Consider the following 19,861-nt stretch of genomic DNA (forward strand, 5'->3'; position numbering starts at 1 on the left):
TCATACCGTCAGCACGTAGGAGCGGTCCTCGCCGTAAGGGACGAACCCGCAGCGCGCCAGGATCGGAGCCGAGGTCGCGACCCGCCCCTTGACGAGCGCGGTGGTCGCACCGAGTTCCGCACCGAGGCGCAGCCGTTCGGCGAGCACGGCGCGATACGCGCCCCGGCCGCGGAAGCCGGGCAGCGTCGCCGCACCCCAGAGCCGCAGGAAGCCGTCGGCGATCGTGCAGCCGGCGGTGCCGGCCGGGCGGCCGTCGATGCGGGCCAGCACCCTGGCGCCGGTCCCGGTCGCGAGCTCCGCCGTCACCTCGTCGAGCTGCTCGGCGAGCCCCTGTTCGTCCAGGGGGAGCTGGTCCCACACCGGGACGCTCACCTCATCCACGTCACGCACGTCTGCGAGAGTCCGCACGATCACGGTGTCGATGTCGTCGGGCACCGGGATCGGCTCTCCCGGGATCGGGCGGGCGAACACGGTCACCGTGTCGTCGTGCACGGCGCCGCGTCGGCGCAGCTCGTCCTCCAGGTCGGGACTGTCGGCCGCGTTCGTCCAGAACACGACCCGTCCCTCCCCCCAGGCGCGCGTGCGCGCGACCGCGAGATCCAGCACCTCAGCCGGGTCCAGGGCCGACGCGACCTGCGATCCGCGGACGCCGCCGCCGAACCGCGACGGGTAGCGGACCAGCTGCAGCTCGGACCTCTCCTGCTCGCTGTCGCGCGGGAACCAGACCCAGGCCGCGGATGCGCGGGCGATCTCGGCCTCAGAGTGCACCGGCTGATCCCTGCGCTCCGGTCGTGACGAGGCCGCCCACGGCAGCCCCGGCCTCGTCGGCCGCGGGATGCTCCTCCCGATCCGCCCCGACGAGGTGAGCGAACGCGCTCAGGCGCGCCACGCCCTCCGGGGTCCACGGCAGGTCGTCCAGCAGGGCGGGCGAGTGCACCAGGAAGGCGGCCACCATCGCTCGCGAGATCGCCACGTTGAGCCGGTTCTGCAGCAGCAGGAACTCCGGTCCGCGCGGGGCGTCGCGGCCGCTCGATGCCGCGAGCGAGGTGATCGAGACCACGGCCTCCCGGCCCTGGAAGTTGTCGACCGTGCCCACGGCCACATCCGGGAATCCCGCGGCCGCGAGCTCATCGAGGATGAGCTGCTTCTGGGCGTTGTACGGCGCGACGACGATGATGTCCGTCTCCTCGAGGGGCCGGGGAGCCGCGGCGACCATCCCGTCGACGTAGGCGCGTCCGACCAGCTCGCCGACGATGCGCACCACCTCGGCCGCCTCTTCGGGCGACTGCGTGGCGTTGCCGCGGTGCCGGATCGGCCGCACGTGCAGCCCGGGCTCCAGCCCCTCGACCGTGCGCAGCTCGGCACCCGGCGCGGAGGCGAGCGCCCCCGCGTAGGAGAGGTGCGACACGGGATCCGCCACGGCGGGGTGCATGCGCCAGGACCGCGCGAGGAAGGATCCGTGCGCCGGGTCGATGACGGCCCGATCGTGCATGACCCACCCCAGGGCCGAGGTGTCCACCGGCTCGGGGTGCGTGCCCTGGCTCACCTGCGGGAGCTGCTGCGGATCGCCGAGCAGGAGGAGGCGCTGCGCGGACGCGGCCACGGCGATCGTCGAGGCGAGGGAGAACTGGCCCGCTTCGTCGACGACGAGCAGATCCAGCTCCCCGCGCTGCACACGCCGGGTGTTCGAGAAGTCCCAGGCGGTCCCGCCCACGACGCAGCCGAGTCCGGCGGCGTGCTGCTCGGCGAGATACCCCGCCATCCCGTCCTTGCGGATCGGCGTGAACACGGGATCCGCCTCCGGATCCTTCGGCGCCTTGGCGACCTGCGCCGGCGCGACCCCCGCGGCGACGACCCGGTCGAGCAGGTGCTCCACGATCGCATGCGACTGGGCGACCACGCCGATCCGGTAGCCGTGCTCGTTCACGAGCCGGGCGATCACCCGCGCCGCCGTGAAGGTCTTGCCCGTCCCCGGAGGGCCCTGCACGGCCAGGTAGCTGCGATCGAGGTCGAGCACCCCCCGCACGATCACGTCGGCGGCCTCCCGGCGCGGTTCCCCCGTCTCGGCGGCATCGCCGTCCATCGCGGGGATCGGCGCCCCCGACGCCGTGCGCGGCACCGCTCGCAGCAGGACGTCCGTCGCGGCGTCGTGCGGGAACGCGGGCGCGGCGTCGAGCACGGCCGCCGACCACTCCTCGATCGTCGCCTGCAGCGAGTTCACGCGGGGCGGGGCGGCGGGCGTGAGCGCGAGCGGCAGCTCGTCCCACGTCTGCCCGCCGATCGAGCGCTCGCGGATCCGGTATCCGTCGTCGCGCACCTCGACGATCTCGACCTCGTGCGGAACGTGGATCACGCGCGAGGGGAACTCTCCGAAGAACGGCGGCGGCGACGCGTACAGCGCGAACGGACTGCCGCCGACGCCGAGCGTGCTGCCGGGGGCGAGCTCGCCGTGCAGGTCGATGAGACGGGTGACCGCGCGGGCGCCCTCCTCCTGCCCCCAGTCCTGCACGACCGCCGAACGCCCCGGATCCACCCGCAGCACGTCGCGCGTGGACTCCCACAGGGTCACCGGCTCGCGCAGACGCTGGAAGTGCGAGATCCAGAAGCTCTTCGCCTCCCGGGGGAAGTAGTCGATCGCGGCGGCCGCGACCCGGTGCGGCTGCCCGGCCTGCTCGAGCTCGGTGCCGGTCAGCCCCGCCTCTCGCGCGGCCTCCTGCACGCGGTGCCCCTCGGCCTGCAGCGCGAGCGAGAGCGGTGCGGGCTCGTAGGCGCGCGTCTCGGGCTCGTCGGGAGGGGCGGGCAGCACCCCGGCCTCCCGGGCGAGCCCCACGAGCCAATTGCGCAGCCGCCGGGTCGAGACGCAGTCGTAGCGGTTGTAGTCGGCCAGGTCCGCGAGGATCGCGTCGGCCTCGGCCGTGCGGCCGGCGGCGGCGAGCCCCCGCGCCTGCACGTACTGCACGATCGAGTCGTCGCCCTTCTGCACGTCGCTGGTGCGCACCTCCTCTCCCATGTACAGCGGCTCGAGCTTCTTGATCGAGTACGACCGGGATCCGATCCGCACCGTGCGCAGCACCAGCGGATACAGATCGACGAAGACGCCCTCGCGCAGCAGGCGGTCCACGTCGGCCTCGCCGACCCCGTACCGCTCCGCCATGTTCTGCAGATGGGACGTCTCGTAGGGCGCGTAGTGGTAGATGTGCATGTCGGGATGCGCCGCCCGGCGCACGGCCACGAAGTCGAGGAAGTCGAGCAGCGCCTGCTTCTCCGCCGCGAAGTCGTGCGCCCACAGCGCGGAGTACTGCTCCGCGTCGTCGACCCAGCCGAAGAGGTAGTCCAGCCCCCAGCGCCCGTCGGCCGCATGCCCTCCGCGGCCCGGTTCGGTGTAGAGCGGGTCGCCCTCGAAGTCGAAGAACAGGTCGCCCCGGCTGGGGCGCGGCATCATGCCGATCGCCGCCGCGGAGACGACCTCGAACGGCGGCACGGGGTGCGCGTCCTCCGTTCCCGGCTGCGCGGCGGCGCTCTCGGCGGCCATCGCCGCGAGCTGCAGCCGGGCCTGGGCGCGCAACGCCTCGAACGTCTCGGAGCTCATCCCGTCGGGCGCGGATCCGGCCGCGGCGAGGTCGTCGATCGTCGCGATGCCCGCGGCGCGGAGGCGAGCGCGCTGCACCGGCCGCATGCGGGCGACGAGCAGCAGATCCCGATGCGCGACGACCTCGATCTCGCACGTCGCGCAGCGCCCGCAGGCCACGACCTGCAGGTCGCCACGGTCATCGCCCCAGGCGAGCGGCGCGCCGGCGGCGCCCTGCTCGATGCCGCGGTCCGCGATGAGGGCCCGGAGCCGGGCCCGGCGCACGTGGAACAGCGGCAGCACGTCGCGCACGGCGTGCGTCGAGATGCGGTGATCGCCGAGGATCAGATCGACCTCGTCCGACCGCGGGATGCCCAGCCGGTCGAGCTGGTCGACATAGGCCGCCAGCTGCATGAGCGCCGTGGCGCGGGCGGTGCGGGCGAGCTTGGAGTCCTGCACGCGCCAGCGCCCGTCGGGGTCGCGGAGGAGGAAGTCGGCGAATCCCACGAACTCGGGCGTGGAGAAGGCGGCCTGATAGATCACCGTCGCCTCCGACCGCAACGCGCCGATCGTGTCGGCGACGACGCCGGCGAGCCCCTCCGCATCGGTCGAAGACACCTTGGGCAGCTCGACCACGCCGGGTCCGCCGTCGACCGACCTCCCGTACCGCGCCACATCGTCGTCCAGCACCACGAGCTCGTGCGCATCCCCCAGGGCGGCGGCCCGGGCGAGGGTCGCATCCTCCGGATCCTCGACGGCGTCGATGCGCCCGAGCTTCGCATCCAGCGACCGGGCCCAGGCGAACTCGCACTCCGCCGCGAGCTTCAGATCCGTGGCACTCCAGATCACGCGCTTCCGGTCGGATCCGGAGGGGGTGATCACGCGCACGAGGGCTCCTGTCTTCGGGTGGCGGCCGATCAGGCCGTCGCTTCGACCCTAGACGGGGCCGCGGACATCACCCGATCAGGTTCCCGTCGGCGCGACGGAGGACCACGGCCCGGCTCAGCGCCACCAGGTGTCGTCGGGGGTGACCGGCTGACGGCGCTTGTGCGAGGTCGCGAGGTAGCGCGCCTCGATGCGCTGCGCCACGTCGGCGGCGATCTCTCGCCCCTCCAGGAAGTCGTCGATCTGCTCGTAGGTCAGTCCCAGCTCGTCCTCGTCGGCGCGGCCCGGCGTCCCGTCGAGGAGGTCGGCGGTGGGCACCTTGTAGGCCAGGCGGTCCGGGGCGCCGAGCGCGAGCAGCAGGGCCCTGCCCTGCCTCTTGGTCAGTCCGGCGAGCGGCGTGAGGTCGCATGCGCCGTCGCCGAACTTCGTGAAGAACCCGGTCACCGCCTCGGCGGCGTGGTCCGTGCCGATCACGAGCAGGCCGCGCTGCCCGGCGATCGCGTACTGGGTGACCATCCGCAGGCGCGCCTTGATGTTGCCGCGGTGGAAGTCGGCGACGTCCTCCAGGCCGGCCGCCTCGAGGTCGTTCTCCAGACCGTCGACGCCGTGCTCGATGTTGACCTCGACCCCCTCGTCGGCGGCGATGAACGCCATCGCCGCGCTCGCGTCGTCGGCGTCGTGCTGCACCCGGTAGGGCAGGCGCACCGCGATGAACGTCGCCTCGCCCCCTTCGGCGCGCACCCTCTCGACGGCGAGCTGCGCGAGCCGGCCGGCGAGCGTCGAGTCCTGCCCGCCCGAGATCCCCAGCACGTACCCCTTGGCGCCGGTGTGCCGGAGGTAGTCGACGAGGAAGCCGATCCGGCGATCGATCTCCGCCGCGGGGTCGACGTCGGGGCGCACCCCGAGGTCTGTGGCGATGTCCTGCTGCAGGGTCATGCTGCTCCTTCGGTCGTGGGATCCAGTATCCAACGGCCACGTTTCCTGCGTGTGAACGCCGCCGCCCGCCTGTGCCGCGCCTGCGAGGATGGAGGCATGAGACTCCTCGTCGCCGCCCTCGCGTCCGAACTGCAGGCCTTCCCCGAGTCGCTGGAGGGCTTCGAGCGCCTCGTCACGGGCCCGGGCAAGCTCAAGGCCGCCTACGGCCTCACGCGTGCGCTGGATGCGGCCGGGTACGAGGAGATCGTCGTCGTCGGCACCGCCGGCGGCGTGGATCCGGAGCTTCCCGGAGGCGTCTACGAGATCACCGCGGCGATCCAGCACGACGTCCAGGATCTGGACGGGGTCGTCGGGCAGCACGTCTCCCTGCCGCCGCGCGTCGCGACAGGGCGCGACGGGCTGATCATCGCGACCGGCGACAGCTTCGTCGACGACGTCGCGGTCGTCGAGCGGATCCGGGGCCTCGGCGGCGTGCTCGTGGACATGGAGACCTACGCCTACGTCTGGGTCGCCGACCAGTTCGGCGTTCCGATCCGCGTGCTGCGCGCGATCTCCGACACCGCCCAGGACGGCGCGACCACCGTCTGGGACGAGACCGTCGCCGCCTGCAGCGTGCAGCTGCGCGACCGGATCCGGGACGAGTACGGGGTCTGAACCCGGTCGGCGCGGTCGCGACGGTGCGAGACTCCGTCGATCGCGCACGGACCCGGCGCGCATCGGACGCCCGGAGCACCCGTGGACATTTCAGTTAACGCTCGCTAATCTGAATCACGTCCCGTCGTCGCCCAATGGAGGGTGCTGTGTCCGATTCATCCGCGCCGAGCGCCCCGGCTCCGACCTACCGGGAGCTGGTCGACGAACTGCGCGCGCGTCGCGCCGAGGCCGCCCTCGGCGGACCGGAGAAGTCCCGGATCCGGCACACCGAGCGCGGCAAGCTGCTCGCCCGGGACCGGGTGGACCACCTGCTCGACACCGGCAGCCCGTTCCTGGAGGTCGCGCCCCTCGCGGGCTACGGGCTCTACGGCGGCGACGCCCCGTCCGGCGGCGTGATCGCGGGGATCGGCCTGATCCACGGCCGGCACGTCATGGTCGTCGCGAACGACGCCACGGTCAAGGGCGGCACCTACTACCCGATCACGGTCAAGAAGCACCTGCGCGCGCAGGAGATCGCCGCGGAGAACCGGCTGCCCTGCGTGTACCTCGTCGACTCGGGCGGCGCGTTCCTGCCGATGCAGGACGAGGTGTTCCCCGATCGCGACCACTTCGGCCGCATCTTCTACAACCAGGCCAGGATGTCCCGCGACGGCATCCCGCAGATCTCCGCGGTGATGGGCTCGTCGACCGCCGGCGGCGCCTACGTGCCGGCGATGAGCGATGAGACGGTGATCGTGCGGAACCAGGGCACGATCTTCCTCGGCGGACCGCCGCTCGTGAAGGCGGCGACGGGCGAGGTCGTCTCCGCGGAGGATCTCGGGGGCGGCGAGGTGCACACCCGGATCTCCGGCGTCGCCGACCATCTCGCCGAAGACGACGAGGACGCGCTGCGCATCGTCCGCGACATCGTCGCCACCCTGCCGCCGTCGCCGGCGCCCGCGGATCCCGAGGCCTGGCCCCGGGGTGCTCGCGAAGGGCTCGAAGGGCCGTCCGCCGCGATCGCGGATCCGCCCCCGGTCGACCTGCTCGACGTCGTCCCGGTCGAGCTCACCGTCCCCTACGACGCCCGCGCGATCATCCGCGGCATCGTCGACGGCGGCGAGTTCACCGAGTTCAAGCCCGAGTACGGCACGACGCTGGTGACCGCGTTCGCGCGGATCCACGGGCACCGCGTCGGGATCATCGCGAACAACGGCGTGCTGTTCGGAGAGTCGGCGCTCAAGGGCGCGCACTTCATCCAGCTCTGCGAGCAGCGCCGCACCCCGCTGGTCTTCCTGCAGAACATCACCGGGTTCATGGTGGGCCGGGAGTACGAGGCGAACGGCATCGCGAAGCACGGCGCGAAGATGGTCAACGCGGTCGCGACGGCCTCGGTGCCGAAGCTCACGGTCGTCGTCGGCGGATCCTTCGGCGCCGGCACCTACTCGATGTGCGGACGGGCGTACTCCCCCCGCTTCCTCTGGCTCTGGCCGGGCGCGCGCGTCTCGGTCATGGGCGGACCGCAGGCCGCATCGGTGCTGTCGACCGTGCGCCGCGATCAGATCGAGGCCGCGGGCGGATCCTGGTCGGCCGCGGAGGAGGCGGAGTTCCAGGCCCCGATCCGCGCCGCCTACGAGGAGCAGGGCAGCCCGTACTACTCCACCGCCCGACTCTGGGACGACGGGATCATCGAGCCCGGTCAGACCCGCGACGTGTTGGGCCTCGCGCTCGACGTCGTGACGCGGGCGCCCTCGACCGAGGCGCCCGGCTACGGAATCTTCCGGATGTGAGTGAGATGCGCCGCACTGAGCCTGTCGGAGTGTTCGACACCGTCCTCATCGCCAACCGCGGCGAGATCGCCTGCCGGGTCATCGCGACGCTGCGCCGGCTCGGCATCCGCTCGGTCGCCGTGTACAGCGACGCCGACGCCGGATCCCGCCACGTCGCGCTCGCGGACGTCGCGGTGCGGATCGGCCCGGCCCCCGCGGCGCAGAGCTACCTGTCGATCGACGCCGTGATCGCCGCCGCCCGGTCCACCGGAGCCCAGGCGATCCACCCCGGGTACGGCTTCCTCGCCGAGAACGCGGCGTTCGCCGAGGCGTGCGACGCGGCGGGGATCGTGTTCATCGGCCCAACCGCGGAGGCGATCCGCACGATGGGCGACAAGATCACGGCAAAACTCGCCGTGGCCGAGCGCGACGTCCCGACGGTGCCCGGGATCGCCCGGCCGGGCCTCACCGACGCCGACCTCATCGACGCGGCCGCGGGGATCGGCTACCCGCTGCTCATCAAGCCCTCGGCAGGCGGCGGCGGCAAGGGCATGCACGTGGTCGCCGACGCGGCGCACCTCGCCGACGCGATCGCCGCGGCCCGCCGCGAGGCCGCCGCGAGCTTCGGCGACGACGCGCTGTTCCTGGAGCGCTACCTCAGCACGCCGCGGCACATCGAGGTCCAGGTCCTCGCCGATGCGCACGGGAGCGTGGTGCACCTCGGCGAGCGCGAGTGTTCGCTGCAGCGGCGGCACCAGAAGGTCATCGAGGAGGCGCCCTCTCCCTTGCTCGACGCGGCGACCCGCGCCGCGATCGGCGCCGCCGCGTGCGAGACCGCGCGCAGCGTCGACTACCAGGGCGCCGGCACGGTCGAGTTCATCGTCGAGGCGACGCGGCCGGACGAGTTCTTCTTCATGGAGATGAACACGCGCCTGCAGGTCGAGCACCCGGTGACCGAGCAGGTCACCGGACTCGATCTCGTCGAGCAGCAGCTGCTCATCGCGGCCGGCGAGCGGCTCGCCTTCGCGCAGGACGACGTCGTGCTGCGCGGGCATTCGATCGAGGCGCGGGTGTACGCGGAGGATCCGGCCGCCGGGTTCCTGCCGACCGGCGGGCGCGTCACGCGCGTGATCCATCCCGCCGGGGAGGGGATCCGCGTCGACACGGCGATCGAGGACGGCCTGGACGTCTCGATCGACTACGACCCGATGCTCGCGAAGATCATCGCGACGGGCGCCGACCGCGACGAGGCGCGGCGGCGGCTCGTGCGCGCGCTCGACGAGACCGCGGTCTTCGGCTTCCCCACGAACGTCGAGTTCGTGCGGGCACTGCTGGAGCTGCCCGAGGTCGCCGCCGGCGAGCTCGACACCGGCCTGATCGCACGGCGGTTCGACGACCTCGCCTTCGCGGCGGCGGACGAGCGGGTGCTCGCGGAGGCGGCGCTGCTCCTGGACGGATCCCCCGGGACCGGCGCCGGCCACGTCCCGAGCGGCCCCTGGGCGCGCCGCGACGGCTGGCGGCTCGGGCCGCCCGCCCCCCGGCGCTACGCCCTGGTCTGCGGCGAGCGCCGCGCCGAGGTGCTCGTGACGGGATCCGGGTCCTCCCTCGCGGTCGCCGTCGACGCATCCGCCCCGGTCCCCGCCGCGATCCGCGATGCGGGCGACCTGCGCCGCACGATCACGATCGACGGCGTGACGCGCACGGTCGCGGCGCTCCGGGCCGGCGCCGGCCGGGTCGCGGTCGCGCACGCGGGCGCCGTCTTCGACGTCTCGGTCGAGCGGGCCGCACGCGGCGGGGCCGCCGAGGCGGCGAGCGTGCCGCATCTCGACTCGCCGATGCCGGGCACGGTGGTGCTCGTGCACGTCGAGGACGGGGCGCACGTCGAGGAGGGGGATCCGGTGCTCGTGGTCGAGGCCATGAAGATGGAGCACGTGCTGCGCGCCGGGGTCGCCGGCACCGTCGCGCTGCACGCCGCGCAGGGCGACACCGTGGCGCGCGGGCAGACGCTCGCCGTGATCGAGCCGGCTCCTCCGGCCGGCGAGCCCGGCGAGGCACAGGGAGCGGAAGGAGCGGGGACGTGACCGAGAAGCGCATCGAACAGCGCGGGCTGTACTTCGAGGAGTTCGAGGAGGATGCGGTCTACCTGCACCGCCCCGGCCGTACCGTCACCGAGGCCGACAACGTCCTCTTCACCACGCTGACCATGAACACCCAGGCGCTGCACCTGGATGCGGCGTGGAGCGCAGGCACGGAGTTCGGCGAGCGCCTCGTGAACAGCATGTTCACGCTCTCCACGCTGGTCGGGCTCTCGGTCGCGCAGCTCACGATGGGAACGATCGTGGCGAACCTCGGCTTCTCGGAGGTCTCGTTCCCGGCCCCGGTGCGCGTCGGCGACACGCTCTACGCCGAGACGCGCATCGTCTCGAAGCGGCTCTCGTCGTCGCGCCCCGGACAGGGGATCGTCGAGTTCGCGCACACCATGCGCACTCAGGACGGCACGGTCGTCGCGCTCGCGACCCGTTCCACGCTCATGCGGTGCCTGCCGACGGATCCCGCCTGATGTCCGGGATCCTGCACGGCCCCGCCCTGCTGTTCTGCCCGGCGGACCGCGACGACCGCTACGAGAAGGCGCTCGCGGCGGCCGACACCGTGATCCTCGATCTCGAGGACGCGGTCGCCCCCGCCGACAAGCCCGCCGCCCGCGAGCGCGTCGCCGCCTCGGCGCTGGATCCGGAGCGCACGATCGTCCGGGTGAACCCGGCGGGAACGGCGGATCACGCGCTCGACCTGGCCGCCCTCGCCGGTACCGGCTATCGCACCGCGATGCTCGCCAAGGCCGAGTCCGCCGCCGACCTCGACGCCCTGCACGCCGCGGGCCATCGGGTCCTGGCCCTGTGCGAGACCGCACGCGGGGTGGTCCACGCCGAGGAGATCGCCGCGCACCCGGCCGCGATCGGGCTGATGTGGGGTGCGGAGGACCTCATCGCGAGCATGTCCGGCCGATCCAGCCGGTTCGGTCAGGGCGAACGGGATCCCGGCGGCTACCGCGACGTCGCCCGGCACGCCCGCTCCCGCGTGCTGCTCGCGGCGAAGGCGGCGGGGCGTGCCGCGGTCGACTCCGTCCACCTCGACATCGCCGACGTCGAGGGGCTCCGCGCCGAGGCGCTCGACGCCGCCGCGAGCGGCTTCGACGCGACGGCCTGCATCCACCCCGGCCAGGCGGCGGTGATCCGCGGGGCCTACGCGCCCACCCCCGCGGAGACGGACTGGGCCGAGCGCGTCCTCGCCGAGGCCGCGCTGCGGCCCGGGGTGTTCCGCTTCGAGGGGCGCATGGTCGACGAGCCCGTGCTCCGCCAGGCCAGGGCGATCCTCGGCCGGTAGGACGTCCGGACGGACGTCGCCCGGAGCGCAGGACCGCCCGCAGCCCTACCCCGCTCGCCCCGCCAGCAGCTCCCGCACCCGCTCGATCGGCAGGCCCGAGACGCTCTGCTTGTGGCCGACCATGTCCTCGCCCGCGACCAGCACGTTGAGCACGGCCTCTTCGGTCGCCTCGACCACGGCGGTGTAGAGCGCGTCCATCCGCCCCCAGGGCACGGCGCGCAGGTCGTCGAGCACGACCGCCTCCTCCTCGGCGGGGAAGCGGCTCGCGAGCGCTCCCGCGTTCGCCGTCGAGAAGGCGAGGAAGATGTCGCCGGAGAAGTGCGAGCCCGCGGTCCCCGTGCGGGCGAGGCCGAGCGAGACGCGCCGCGCCATCGCCGTGCACTGCCCCGGCAGCAGCGGCGCATCGGTCGCCACGACCACGATCACGCTGCCCGCCCCCTGCGGCGGCGGGACGGGCGCGACCGCCGCGGACGGCCCCGCCGCCGCGGACGCCTCGGCCTTGAGCACCGGCCCGATGCGCACGCCCTGCACGGTCAGCTCCGACATCTCGCCGAAGTTCGCCTGCAGGAACACCCCGACCGTGTACTCGGCGTCGCCCAGCGCCACCCGGCGCGACGCCGTGCCGGATCCGCCCTTGAAGCCGTAGCAGATCATGCCCGTGCCGCCGCCGACCGCCCCCTCGTCCACGGGCCCGGGTCGCGCCGCCTCCAGCGCGCCCACGGCGTGCTCCGGCCGGACGTTCAGCCCGTTGATGTCGTTGAGCCGCCCGTCCCAGGTCTCCGCGACGACCGGCAGGAGCCACTGGTCCGCCGCCCCGGGGACGGCGTCGAGCATCCAGCGGATCGCGCCCTCGTGCGCGGCCCCGACCGAGTGCGTGTTGGTGATCAGCACCGGGCTGCCGAGGCTGCCGGATTCCGCGATCCACACGGATCCGGTCATCTCGCCGTTGCCGTTCAGGGAGTGCACCCCAGCGGCCACCGGATCCGCCGCGCCGGCCCGCCCGCGCGGCAGGATCGCGGTGACCCCCGTGCGCACGGCCACCGGCCCGCGGTCCTCGATGAGCGTGCGGTAGCCGACCTCGACGCCCGGGACGTCGGTGATGGCGTTGTCCCGGCCGGGAACACCCCCGCGGATCAGTCCGAGGTCGCGCGCGCGGTCCCGGCTCATCCGCGCACCTCGTCCTCGAGCTCCTCGTCGGCGGGCAGCGGCAGCGTCCAGCGGTCCGGCTTCCCGCGCAGATAGAGCGCGTAGTAGAGCAGGCCGACGGCGAAGATCCCGACGGCGACCGCGACCGGCATCCAGTCGGCGATGAGGCTCATCACGAGGATCCCGAGGGTCGCGAGGGTCATCAGGATCGGCGCGACGGGCCACATCGGCATCCGGTACTCGGCGGCGTCGGTGGTGTGGTTGATCCGTCCGACGAACGCGGCGAGGCCGACGAGGGCGTAGAGGATGACGATGCCGGCGCTCGTCGCGACCAGCAGCACGGAGAACGGGACGAGCCAGAGGCAGAGCGCCGCGATCACTCCGACGATGATCGTCGCGACCACGGGGGTGCGCAGCCTCGGGTGGATCCGGCCCAGCGGACGGTTGATGGCGTCGGGCCAGGAGCGGTCGCGCGCGGAGGAGAACAGGGTGCGCCCGAACTGCAGGATGATCGCGAGCACGGCGTTGATCACGGCGATCGCGATGCCGACGCTGACCAGGGTGTTGACGACCGGACCGGCGCGCTCGGTGAGGAACTGGGTCATCGGGGCGGGAGAGGCGACGAGGGCGGCCAGATCCTTCGACCCGAGCAGCACGGCGATGGTGGGGACGATCTCGGCGACCACGGCGATGACGAGCGACCACAGGATCGCCCGTCCGATCGTGGAGCGCGCGTTCTTCGTCTCCTCGGCGTAGTAGACGGCGGCGCCGTAGCCGTTGAACGCGAACAGCGCGGTCGCGGTGTACGAGACCACGAGTCCGGCGGAGGCGCTGACGAGCGCGCCGCCCGGGCCGCTCGTGGTCACGGTCCACAGCGTCGAGATCGGCTGGCTCACGTGCAGGAAGCCGACGACCGTGAGCACGACCAGCGCACCGATCTCCAGGATGAGGAAGACACCGGTGACCCACGCGTTGGTCTTGATCCCGAGGCACGCGATCACGGTGGTCACCAGGATCACGACGATCCCGACCCAACCGCCGCCGAGCGCGTTCGAGAGGACGCCGAGGTACTGGCCCGCACCCGAGGCGATCACGCCGATGATGAGCACGCCGCTGACCAGGTTCAGCAGGAAGAGGCCGAAGCCCCAGGGCTTGCCGAGCGTGCGCGCGACGAACGCGTACTCGCCGCCCGTGATCGGGAACGCGCTGGAGAGCTCGGCATAGCAGAGCGCGACGAAGACGCCGACGAGGGCGCCGATGAGGAAGGCGAGGGCCGAGGCCCCGCCGATGCCGTTGATGATCGCCGGCACGATGATGAACACGCTCGACGCGGGCGTCACCGCCGACAGCGTGATCAGGATGTTCTCCTTGAAGGTCAGCCCCCGGGAGAGCTGCTGTTCGTACTTCCCGGCGTCGGGGACGATCCCCGGAGCCTTCGCCCCCCTCGCGCCGGCGGCCTCGCCGAGCTCTTCCTGCAGTCCATCGCTCATCATCGAGCCTTCCGTCTGTGGACAACTGACGGCTCAGTCAAAAACAGATCACCTGTTAAGTCAATCCTTGAACTCAATTTTCTGACTGGCGAGTCAACTGCGTATCGGACAGGCGGATCCGTACAGGACATGCCGGCCGACCCCGTCGCCCTGCAAGGATGGGCGCATGGCAAGCGCGAAGAAGACTCCGGAGCGTCGCGATCAGCTGATCCTCGCGACCCTCGACGCGATCCGCGACCGCGGCATCGCGAACCTCCGCATCCAGGACGTCGCCGAGCGCGCCGGCGTGTCGACGGGCACGGTGCACTACCACTTCAACGATCTCGACCAGCTCATCAACGACGTGTACACCTGGGCGTGCGACCGGTTCTACACGACCCGCCTGCAGGCGCTGGCCGACATCGACGACGCCCGCGAGCAGCTCGCCGTGATGATCGACGCGGGCATTCCGAAGAGCGAGGACGACGCCCTCGTCATCGCGATGCACGACATCGATCTGTTCCGCCGCGGCAGCGCCGCGATGGGCCCGCTGCTGCAGGCCCTGTACGACCGGCAGGTGGCGCTCTACTTCGCCACGCTGCAGCTCGGCGTCGCGCAGGGGCACTTCCGCCTCGCCGGGCCCATCATCGATCTGGCGCAGAACTTCGTCTCGCTGGAGGACGCCTACGAGCTGCACATCATCAGCGGCAACCGGTCGGCGGGCCCGCGGCGCGCCCGCGAGCTCGTGCTCGGCTACGCCCGCATCGTCACCGGCTGCGCCGAGCTGTCGCTGCGCCGCTGAGTCCCGGCCCTCAGGCGCCGAGCAGCACCTGCCGCGCGGCCTCCGTGAGGATCCTGCGCTCGTTCGCGGAGCCCGCGACCGTGTTGTGCGCGGTCGAGTTCAGCAGGCCGAACACCGCGTGCATCGTCACCTGCCGATCGGCGGGGGCGACCTCGGGGCGGAGCCGCGCGACGACCTCGGACCACAGGGTCAGATACTGCCGCTGCAGTTTGCGCACCTGCCGGTTCGCCGCGGCCGGCAGCGTGCCCAGCTCGCGATCCTGCACCCGGATCACGTCCCGATGGGTCAGCGCGAACGTCAGGTGGAAGTCGATCAGCGCGTCGAGCAGCTCCCGATCGGATCCGGGCGTCGCCGCCAGGATGTCCTGCCCGCCCCGCAGGAGGAACTCGCTCGTCCCGAGCAGGATCTCCTCGAGCATCGCGTCCTTGCTCGCGAAATGGCGGTAGAGCGCGGGGCCGCTGACCCCGACGGCGGTGCCGAGCTCGCCGATCGAGACCGCGTGGAAGCCGCGGTCCGCGAAGAGATGCGCCGCGGCATCGAGGAAGCGCTGCCGGGTACGCGCCTTCCCCTGCGCCCTTGCGGTGGTCATCCGGCAAGGATATCGATCCTGGACAGTCGAGTGAACGCCCGCTAACCTTTGTTTCAGTTATCGATCGTTCACTGAGGAGCGGATCCATGTCCGAAGCGATCCCGTCGGAGCTTCCCGAGGAGTACCGCGAGCTCGCGGCGACCGTCCGCGACTTCGCCGAGCAGGTGGTGGCGCCGGTCTCGGCGCAGCACGACCGCGAGCACAGCTTCCCCTACGAGGTCGTCGCCGGCATGGCCGAGATGGGCCTGTTCGGACTGCCCTTCCCCGAGGAGTACGGCGGCATGGGCGGCGACTACTTCGCCCTCTGCCTCGCGCTCGAGGAGCTCGCGAAGGTCGATCAGAGCGTCGCCATCACGCTCGAGGCAGGCGTCTCGCTCGGCGCCATGCCGATCTTCCGCTTCGGCACCGAGGAGCAGAAGCAGCGCTGGCTGCCCTCGCTCGCGGCCGGCACCGCCCTCGGCGCGTTCGGCCTGACCGAGCCCGACGCCGGCAGCGACGCGGGCCGCACGCGGACGACCGCGCGACTCGACGGCCCGGAGTGGGTCGTCAACGGCTCGAAGCAGTTCATCACCAACTCGGGCACCGACATCACCGCGTTCGTCACGGTCACCGCGGTCACGGGCGAGACCGAGCGCGGCAAGGAGATCTCCACGATCATCGTGCCCTCGGGCACGCCGGGCTTCGATGTCGCCCCGCCCTATGACAAGGTCGGCTGGAACGCCTCGGACACGCACGCGCTCTCGTTCCAGGACGTGCGGGTGCCCGCGGAGAACCTGCTCGGCGAGCGCGGCCGCGGCTACGCCAACTTCCTGCGGATCCTCGACGAGGGCCGGATCGCCATCGCCGCCCTCGCGGTCGGCGCGGCCCAGGGCTGCGTCGACGACGCGGTGCGCTACGCCAAGGAGCGTCAGGCGTTCGGCACGCACATCGGCGGTCACCAGGCGATCGCCTTCAAGATCGCCCGCATGGAGGCGCGCGCCCAGGTGGCCCGCCGCGCGTACTACCACGCGGCGGCGCTCCTGCTCGCCGGCAAGCCGTTCAAGCAGGAGGCCGCGATCGCGAAGCTCGTCGCCGGCGAGGCCGCGATGGACAACGCCCGCGACGCCACCCAGGTGTTCGGCGGCAACGGCTTCATGAACGAGTACCGGGTGGCCCGCCACTACCGCGACTCGAAGATCCTCGAAGTCGGCGAGGGCACGACCGAGGTGCAGCTCATGCTCATCGCCCGCAGCCTCGGACTCTGACACCGAGAGGATAGTTCCTGCCCGAATTCGGGCAGATTCTTGTCGTTCCGGCTCCGGATCCGCATACTCGTGACATGACCGACGATGACCTGATCCAGCGGATCGCGGCATCGACCGGTCTGCCGGCGAGCGTCGCCGCGCGGGTCGTCGACGACGTGCTCGCCTGGTACGACGAGACCGTCGAAGCCTTCGTGCGGCGCCGCCACGCCGAGCTCCAGCTCTACGGCACGCGCAACGCGGAGGCCTTCGCCCTCATCGCCGCGGAGCTGCGCGACCGTCGCGTCGCGGCTCCGGAGCTCTCCGAGCGGCAGCTGCGCCGCATCGTCTACGGCTGAGCGCGTCCCCGTCCCCTTCCCCCTCCTGAGGAGCTCCATCATGTGCGGAATCGTCGGATACATCGGCCACCAGGCCGCCGCGCCCGTCCTCGTCGAAGGCCTCACGCGCCTCGAGTACCGCGGCTACGACTCGGCCGGCATCGCCGTGCTCGGGAGCAAGGGCACCACCTCGGTGCGCCGGGTCGGCCGGGTGCGCGAGCTCGAGGCCGCGCTCCCCAAGCGCCTCACCGGCACCGCGGGCATCGGTCACACCCGCTGGGCGACGCACGGCCCCGCGGTCGAGCGGAACGCGCACCCGCAGCGCAGCCAGGACGGCCGGATCAGCGTGGTGCACAACGGCATCGTCGACAACGCGGCAGCCCTGCGCGCCCAGCTCGCGCAGTCCGGCGTCGAGCTGAGCAGCGACACCGACACCGAGGTCATCGCCCACCTCATCGCGCAGTCCGACGCGCCGACCCTCGAGGAGGCCGTGCTCGCGGCCCTCGCCCGGATCACCGGCACCTACGCCCTCGCGGTGCTGGACGAGCAGCACCCGGAGCGGATCGTCCTCGCCCGCAGCGGATCCCCGCTGATCATCGGCATCGGTGACAAGGAGATGCTCGTGGCCAGCGACGTGGCCGCCCTCGTGCGGCACACCAACCAGGTCGTGCACCTCAACGACGGCGAGCTGGCGACCGTGACGGCGACCGGATTCCGGACCTTCGACCGCGGCAACAGCCCGACCAGCTCGGAGCCGGTCGAGATCAGCGTCGCCGCCGAGGACCTCGAGCTCAGCGGCTACCAGCACTACATGCTCAAGGAGATCCACGAGCAGCCCGAGGCCGCCGCCACCGTGCTGCGCGGCCGGCTGGACGAGAAGTTCGCCACCGCCCGCCTGGACGGCCTGGGACTCGACCCGCGGGAGCTGCGCGGCTTCCGCCGGATCAAGATCCTCGGCTGCGGATCCGCGTACTACGTGGGCCAGCTGGGCGCCCAGCTCATCGAGGACCTCGCGCGCATCCCGGCCGACGCGGAGGCCGCGTCGGAGTTCCGGTACCGCCAGCCGATCATCGAGTCGGACACGCTCTACGTCGCGGTGAGCCAGAGCGGCGAGACCGCCGACACGGCCTTCGCCGTCGAGGAGATCAAGCGCAAGGGCGGACGCGTGATCGGCGTGGTCAACGTCGTGGGCTCGACCATCGCCCGCACGGTCGACGGCGGCATCTACCTGCACGCGGGACCGGAGATCTCCGTCGCCTCGACCAAGGCGCTCACGAACATGGCGCTGTCCTTCGCGCTGCTCGCGCTGCACCTGGGACGGCTCCACGATCTCTCCCACGCGGACGGCCAGCGCATCCTGCGCGGCCTGCAGCGCATCCCGGAGCAGATCCGGGAGATCCTCGACGGCGCCGAGCGGATCTCCGTCGTCGCCGAAGAGGTCGCGAAGGCGCAGAGCGCGTTCTACATCGGCCGCGTGCGGGGGTTCCCGGTCGCGCGGGAGGGCGCGCAGAAGCTCAAGGAGATCAGCTACATCCACGCGGAGGCGTATCAGGCGAGCGAGCTCAAGCACGGCCCGCTCGCCCTCATCGACCCGCACATGCCGACGGTCGCGGTAATCCCGGAGGACGAGCTGACCGACCGCAACCTCGCCGCCGCCGAGCAGATCCTCGCGCGCAAGGGGCCGCTCATCGCGATCACGCACCCGGGTGTCGATCTCGCGCACCTCGACGTGCGCACGATCGTCGTGCCGAAGAACGAGCCCGAGCTGGATCCGATCCTGCTGACCGTCCCGACCCAGCTGCTCGCCTACCACGCCGCGGTGCTGCTGGGGCACGACGTCGACAAGCCGCGCAACCTCGCGAAGTCGGTCACCGTGGAGTGAGCCCGGGTCGCTGCGCGAGCGCACCACCCCGAGGGAACCGCGCCGGCGCGCGCGGAGGGACAATGGATCCATGAGCAGCAGAGACGCGGTCATCGTCGCCGCGCGCCGCACCGCGGTCGGGATCGGCAAGCCCGAGCGCGGGGTCTTCAGCGGCGTGCACCCGGTCGACCTCTCCACCCACCCGATCCGTGCGGTGCTCGCCGAGACCGGAGTGGATCCGGATCTCGTCGACGACGTGATCTGGGGCTGCGTGTCGCAGGTCGGGGAGCAGTCCTTCAACGTGGGGCGCAACGCCGCCCTCGCCGCAGGATTGCCCGAGCAGGTGCCGGGAATGACCATCGACCGGCAGTGCGGCTCGTCGCAGCAGGCGATCCAGAGCGCCGCCGCCGCGATCATCGCCGGCTACGCCGACATCGTGGTCGCGGGTGGCGTCGAGGTCATGTCCCGCGTGCCGATGTTCTCCAGCGTCGTGGGTCAGGACCCCTACGGTCCGCTCATGCACGAGCGCTATCCGGATCTGGGCAACCAGGGTGTGGGGGCCGAGCTCATCGCGCAGAAGTGGGGCCTCACGCGCACCGACCTCGACGAGTTCTCGGTGCGCTCGCACCAGCGGGCGGCGGCGGCGACCGCTGCCGGACTGTTCGCGGACGAGATCGTCCCCGTGGAGACGGCCACGGGAATGGTCACGACCGATCAGGGCATCCGCGCCGACTCCTCGGTCGAACGGCTGGCGACGCTCCCGACGCCGTTCCTCGAGGGCGGGGTGGTGACCGCCGGCAGCGCCTCGCAGATCTCCGACGGCGCGGCCGCCGTGCTCATGATGACGAGCGCCCGCGCCGCCGAGCTCGGGCTGGTCCCCCTCGCCCGCGTGCACAGCGTCGCGGTCGTCGGATCGGATCCGATCCTCATGCTCACCGGGCCCATCCCGGCGACGGCGAAGGTGCTCGAGCGGGCGGGCCTCGGCATCGGCGACATCGGCGCCTTCGAGGTGAACGAGGCCTTCGCCCCGGTCGTGCTCGCCTGGCTCGAGGAGACCGGAGCGGATCCCGCCCTCGTCAACCCGCGCGGCGGGGCGATCGCCCTCGGGCACCCCCTCGGCGGATCCGGCGCGCGCCTCGCGACGACCCTGCTGCACCACATGCGCCAGAGCGGGATCCGCTACGGCCTGCAGACGATGTGCGAGGGCGGCGGTATGGCGAACGCGACGGTGTACGAACTGGTCTGAGCGGCAGGTACGCGGCGG

Annotated in this window: 16 protein-coding genes; 10 read left to right on the top strand and 6 right to left on the bottom strand. The window is 72.2% G+C overall.

Annotation, left to right across the window (positions count from 1 at the left end; translation table 11 throughout):
• The 3 genes from J8G10_RS02225 to nadE all read right to left on the bottom strand — a co-directional run bounded on the left by J8G10_RS02225 (position 1) and on the right by nadE (position 5,389).
• Positions 1 to 768 (bottom strand): GNAT family N-acetyltransferase, encoded by a 768-nt coding sequence (locus tag J8G10_RS02225; RefSeq protein ID WP_251438866.1) that lies wholly within the window; start codon positions 766 to 768, stop codon positions 1 to 3.
• Positions 758 to 4,456 (bottom strand): bifunctional RecB family nuclease/DEAD/DEAH box helicase, encoded by a 3,699-nt coding sequence (locus J8G10_RS02230; protein WP_251438867.1) that lies wholly within the window; start codon positions 4,454 to 4,456, stop codon positions 758 to 760. The genes J8G10_RS02225 and J8G10_RS02230 overlap by 11 nt, the downstream gene beginning before the upstream one ends.
• A 114-nt stretch (positions 4,457 to 4,570) precedes the next feature.
• Complete coding sequence (nadE, locus tag J8G10_RS02235) at positions 4,571 to 5,389, bottom strand: ammonia-dependent NAD(+) synthetase (protein WP_251438872.1); 819 nt, start codon at positions 5,387 to 5,389, stop codon at positions 4,571 to 4,573.
• A gap of 96 nt (positions 5,390 to 5,485) precedes the next feature.
• On the opposite strand from nadE, the gene J8G10_RS02240 reads away from it, so the two are divergent.
• From J8G10_RS02240 to J8G10_RS02260, 5 genes are all read left to right on the top strand, one after another.
• Positions 5,486 to 6,043: a nucleoside phosphorylase gene (locus J8G10_RS02240; RefSeq protein WP_251438874.1), complete on the top strand. Its 558-nt coding sequence runs from the start codon at positions 5,486 to 5,488 to the stop codon at positions 6,041 to 6,043.
• A 134-nt stretch (positions 6,044 to 6,177) separates the two neighbouring features.
• A complete protein-coding gene (locus tag J8G10_RS02245; RefSeq protein ID WP_374208745.1) occupies positions 6,178 to 7,812 on the top strand; it encodes a carboxyl transferase domain-containing protein in 1,635 nt (544 codons plus the stop codon).
• A gap of 5 nt (positions 7,813 to 7,817) precedes the next feature.
• Positions 7,818 to 9,872, top strand: coding sequence for a biotin carboxylase N-terminal domain-containing protein (locus tag J8G10_RS02250; protein WP_251438877.1), 2,055 nt, complete (start codon positions 7,818 to 7,820; stop codon positions 9,870 to 9,872).
• Positions 9,869 to 10,351 carry a MaoC family dehydratase gene (locus tag J8G10_RS02255; protein WP_251438879.1) on the top strand — a complete coding sequence of 161 codons (483 nt, stop codon included), beginning with the start codon at positions 9,869 to 9,871 and terminating at the stop codon, positions 10,349 to 10,351. The genes J8G10_RS02250 and J8G10_RS02255 overlap by 4 nt, the downstream gene beginning before the upstream one ends.
• Positions 10,351 to 11,172, top strand: coding sequence for a CoA ester lyase (locus J8G10_RS02260; RefSeq protein WP_251439376.1), 822 nt, complete (start codon positions 10,351 to 10,353; stop codon positions 11,170 to 11,172). Before J8G10_RS02255 ends, J8G10_RS02260 begins: the two co-directional genes overlap by 1 nt.
• 45 nt (positions 11,173 to 11,217) lie before the next feature.
• On the opposite strand, the gene J8G10_RS02265 is transcribed toward J8G10_RS02260, so the two are convergent.
• Positions 11,218 to 12,339 carry a P1 family peptidase gene (locus tag J8G10_RS02265; RefSeq protein ID WP_251438881.1) on the bottom strand — a complete coding sequence of 374 codons (1,122 nt, stop codon included), beginning with the start codon at positions 12,337 to 12,339 and terminating at the stop codon, positions 11,218 to 11,220.
• The gene (locus J8G10_RS02270) at positions 12,336 to 13,808 is read right to left on the bottom strand and encodes an APC family permease (RefSeq protein WP_251438882.1); all 1,473 of its coding nucleotides are present in this window, start codon (positions 13,806 to 13,808) and stop codon (positions 12,336 to 12,338) included. Before J8G10_RS02270 ends, J8G10_RS02265 begins: the two co-directional genes overlap by 4 nt.
• Before the next feature lie 166 nt (positions 13,809 to 13,974).
• On the opposite strand from J8G10_RS02270, the gene J8G10_RS02275 reads away from it, so the two are divergent.
• Complete coding sequence (locus J8G10_RS02275; protein ID WP_251438884.1) at positions 13,975 to 14,589, top strand: TetR/AcrR family transcriptional regulator; 615 nt, start codon at positions 13,975 to 13,977, stop codon at positions 14,587 to 14,589.
• A 10-nt stretch (positions 14,590 to 14,599) separates the two neighbouring features.
• Here the strand turns inward: J8G10_RS02275 and J8G10_RS02280 are convergent, their stop codons facing one another.
• A complete protein-coding gene (locus tag J8G10_RS02280) occupies positions 14,600 to 15,178 on the bottom strand; it encodes a TetR/AcrR family transcriptional regulator (RefSeq protein ID WP_251438886.1) in 579 nt (192 codons plus the stop codon).
• An 86-nt stretch (positions 15,179 to 15,264) separates the two neighbouring features.
• On the opposite strand from J8G10_RS02280, the gene J8G10_RS02285 reads away from it, so the two are divergent.
• The 4 genes from J8G10_RS02285 to J8G10_RS02300 all read left to right on the top strand — a co-directional run bounded on the left by J8G10_RS02285 (position 15,265) and on the right by J8G10_RS02300 (position 19,843).
• Positions 15,265 to 16,422 (top strand): acyl-CoA dehydrogenase family protein, encoded by a 1,158-nt coding sequence (locus tag J8G10_RS02285; protein WP_251438888.1) that lies wholly within the window; start codon positions 15,265 to 15,267, stop codon positions 16,420 to 16,422.
• Positions 16,423 to 16,496: 74 nt separating this feature from the next.
• Positions 16,497 to 16,757: a hypothetical protein gene (locus tag J8G10_RS02290; RefSeq protein ID WP_251438890.1), complete on the top strand. Its 261-nt coding sequence runs from the start codon at positions 16,497 to 16,499 to the stop codon at positions 16,755 to 16,757.
• Positions 16,758 to 16,797: 40 nt separating this feature from the next.
• On the top strand, positions 16,798 to 18,618 hold the full coding sequence (gene glmS, locus J8G10_RS02295; protein ID WP_251438891.1) for a glutamine--fructose-6-phosphate transaminase (isomerizing): 1,821 nt from the start codon (positions 16,798 to 16,800) through the stop codon (positions 18,616 to 18,618).
• 70 nt (positions 18,619 to 18,688) lie between these two features.
• On the top strand, positions 18,689 to 19,843 hold the full coding sequence (locus tag J8G10_RS02300; RefSeq protein WP_251438893.1) for a thiolase family protein: 1,155 nt from the start codon (positions 18,689 to 18,691) through the stop codon (positions 19,841 to 19,843).
• Positions 19,844 to 19,861 lie beyond the last annotated feature (18 nt).

Origin of the sequence: Microbacterium sp. USTB-Y, from assembly GCF_023703415.1 — a bacterium.
Lineage (GTDB): Bacteria > Actinomycetota > Actinomycetes > Actinomycetales > Microbacteriaceae > Microbacterium.

Bases quoted from the DNA above. Each gene is read 5' to 3' on its own strand.
- nadE (WP_251438872.1), bottom strand. From the start codon at position 5,389: ATGACCCTGCAGCAGGACATCGCCACAGACCTCGGGGTGCGCCCCGAC.
- J8G10_RS02240 (WP_251438874.1), top strand. From the start codon at position 5,486: ATGAGACTCCTCGTCGCCGCCCTCGCGTCCGAACTGCAGGCCTTCCCC.
- J8G10_RS02245 (WP_374208745.1), top strand. From the start codon at position 6,178: ATGGAGGGTGCTGTGTCCGATTCATCCGCGCCGAGCGCCCCGGCTCCG.
- J8G10_RS02250 (WP_251438877.1), top strand. From the start codon at position 7,818: ATGCGCCGCACTGAGCCTGTCGGAGTGTTCGACACCGTCCTCATCGCC.
- J8G10_RS02260 (WP_251439376.1), top strand. From the start codon at position 10,351: ATGTCCGGGATCCTGCACGGCCCCGCCCTGCTGTTCTGCCCGGCGGAC.
- J8G10_RS02265 (WP_251438881.1), bottom strand. From the start codon at position 12,339: ATGAGCCGGGACCGCGCGCGCGACCTCGGACTGATCCGCGGGGGTGTT.
- J8G10_RS02270 (WP_251438882.1), bottom strand. From the start codon at position 13,808: ATGAGCGATGGACTGCAGGAAGAGCTCGGCGAGGCCGCCGGCGCGAGG.
- J8G10_RS02275 (WP_251438884.1), top strand. From the start codon at position 13,975: ATGGCAAGCGCGAAGAAGACTCCGGAGCGTCGCGATCAGCTGATCCTC.
- J8G10_RS02280 (WP_251438886.1), bottom strand. From the start codon at position 15,178: ATGACCACCGCAAGGGCGCAGGGGAAGGCGCGTACCCGGCAGCGCTTC.
- J8G10_RS02285 (WP_251438888.1), top strand. From the start codon at position 15,265: ATGTCCGAAGCGATCCCGTCGGAGCTTCCCGAGGAGTACCGCGAGCTC.
- J8G10_RS02290 (WP_251438890.1), top strand. From the start codon at position 16,497: ATGACCGACGATGACCTGATCCAGCGGATCGCGGCATCGACCGGTCTG.
- glmS (WP_251438891.1), top strand. From the start codon at position 16,798: ATGTGCGGAATCGTCGGATACATCGGCCACCAGGCCGCCGCGCCCGTC.
- J8G10_RS02300 (WP_251438893.1), top strand. From the start codon at position 18,689: ATGAGCAGCAGAGACGCGGTCATCGTCGCCGCGCGCCGCACCGCGGTC.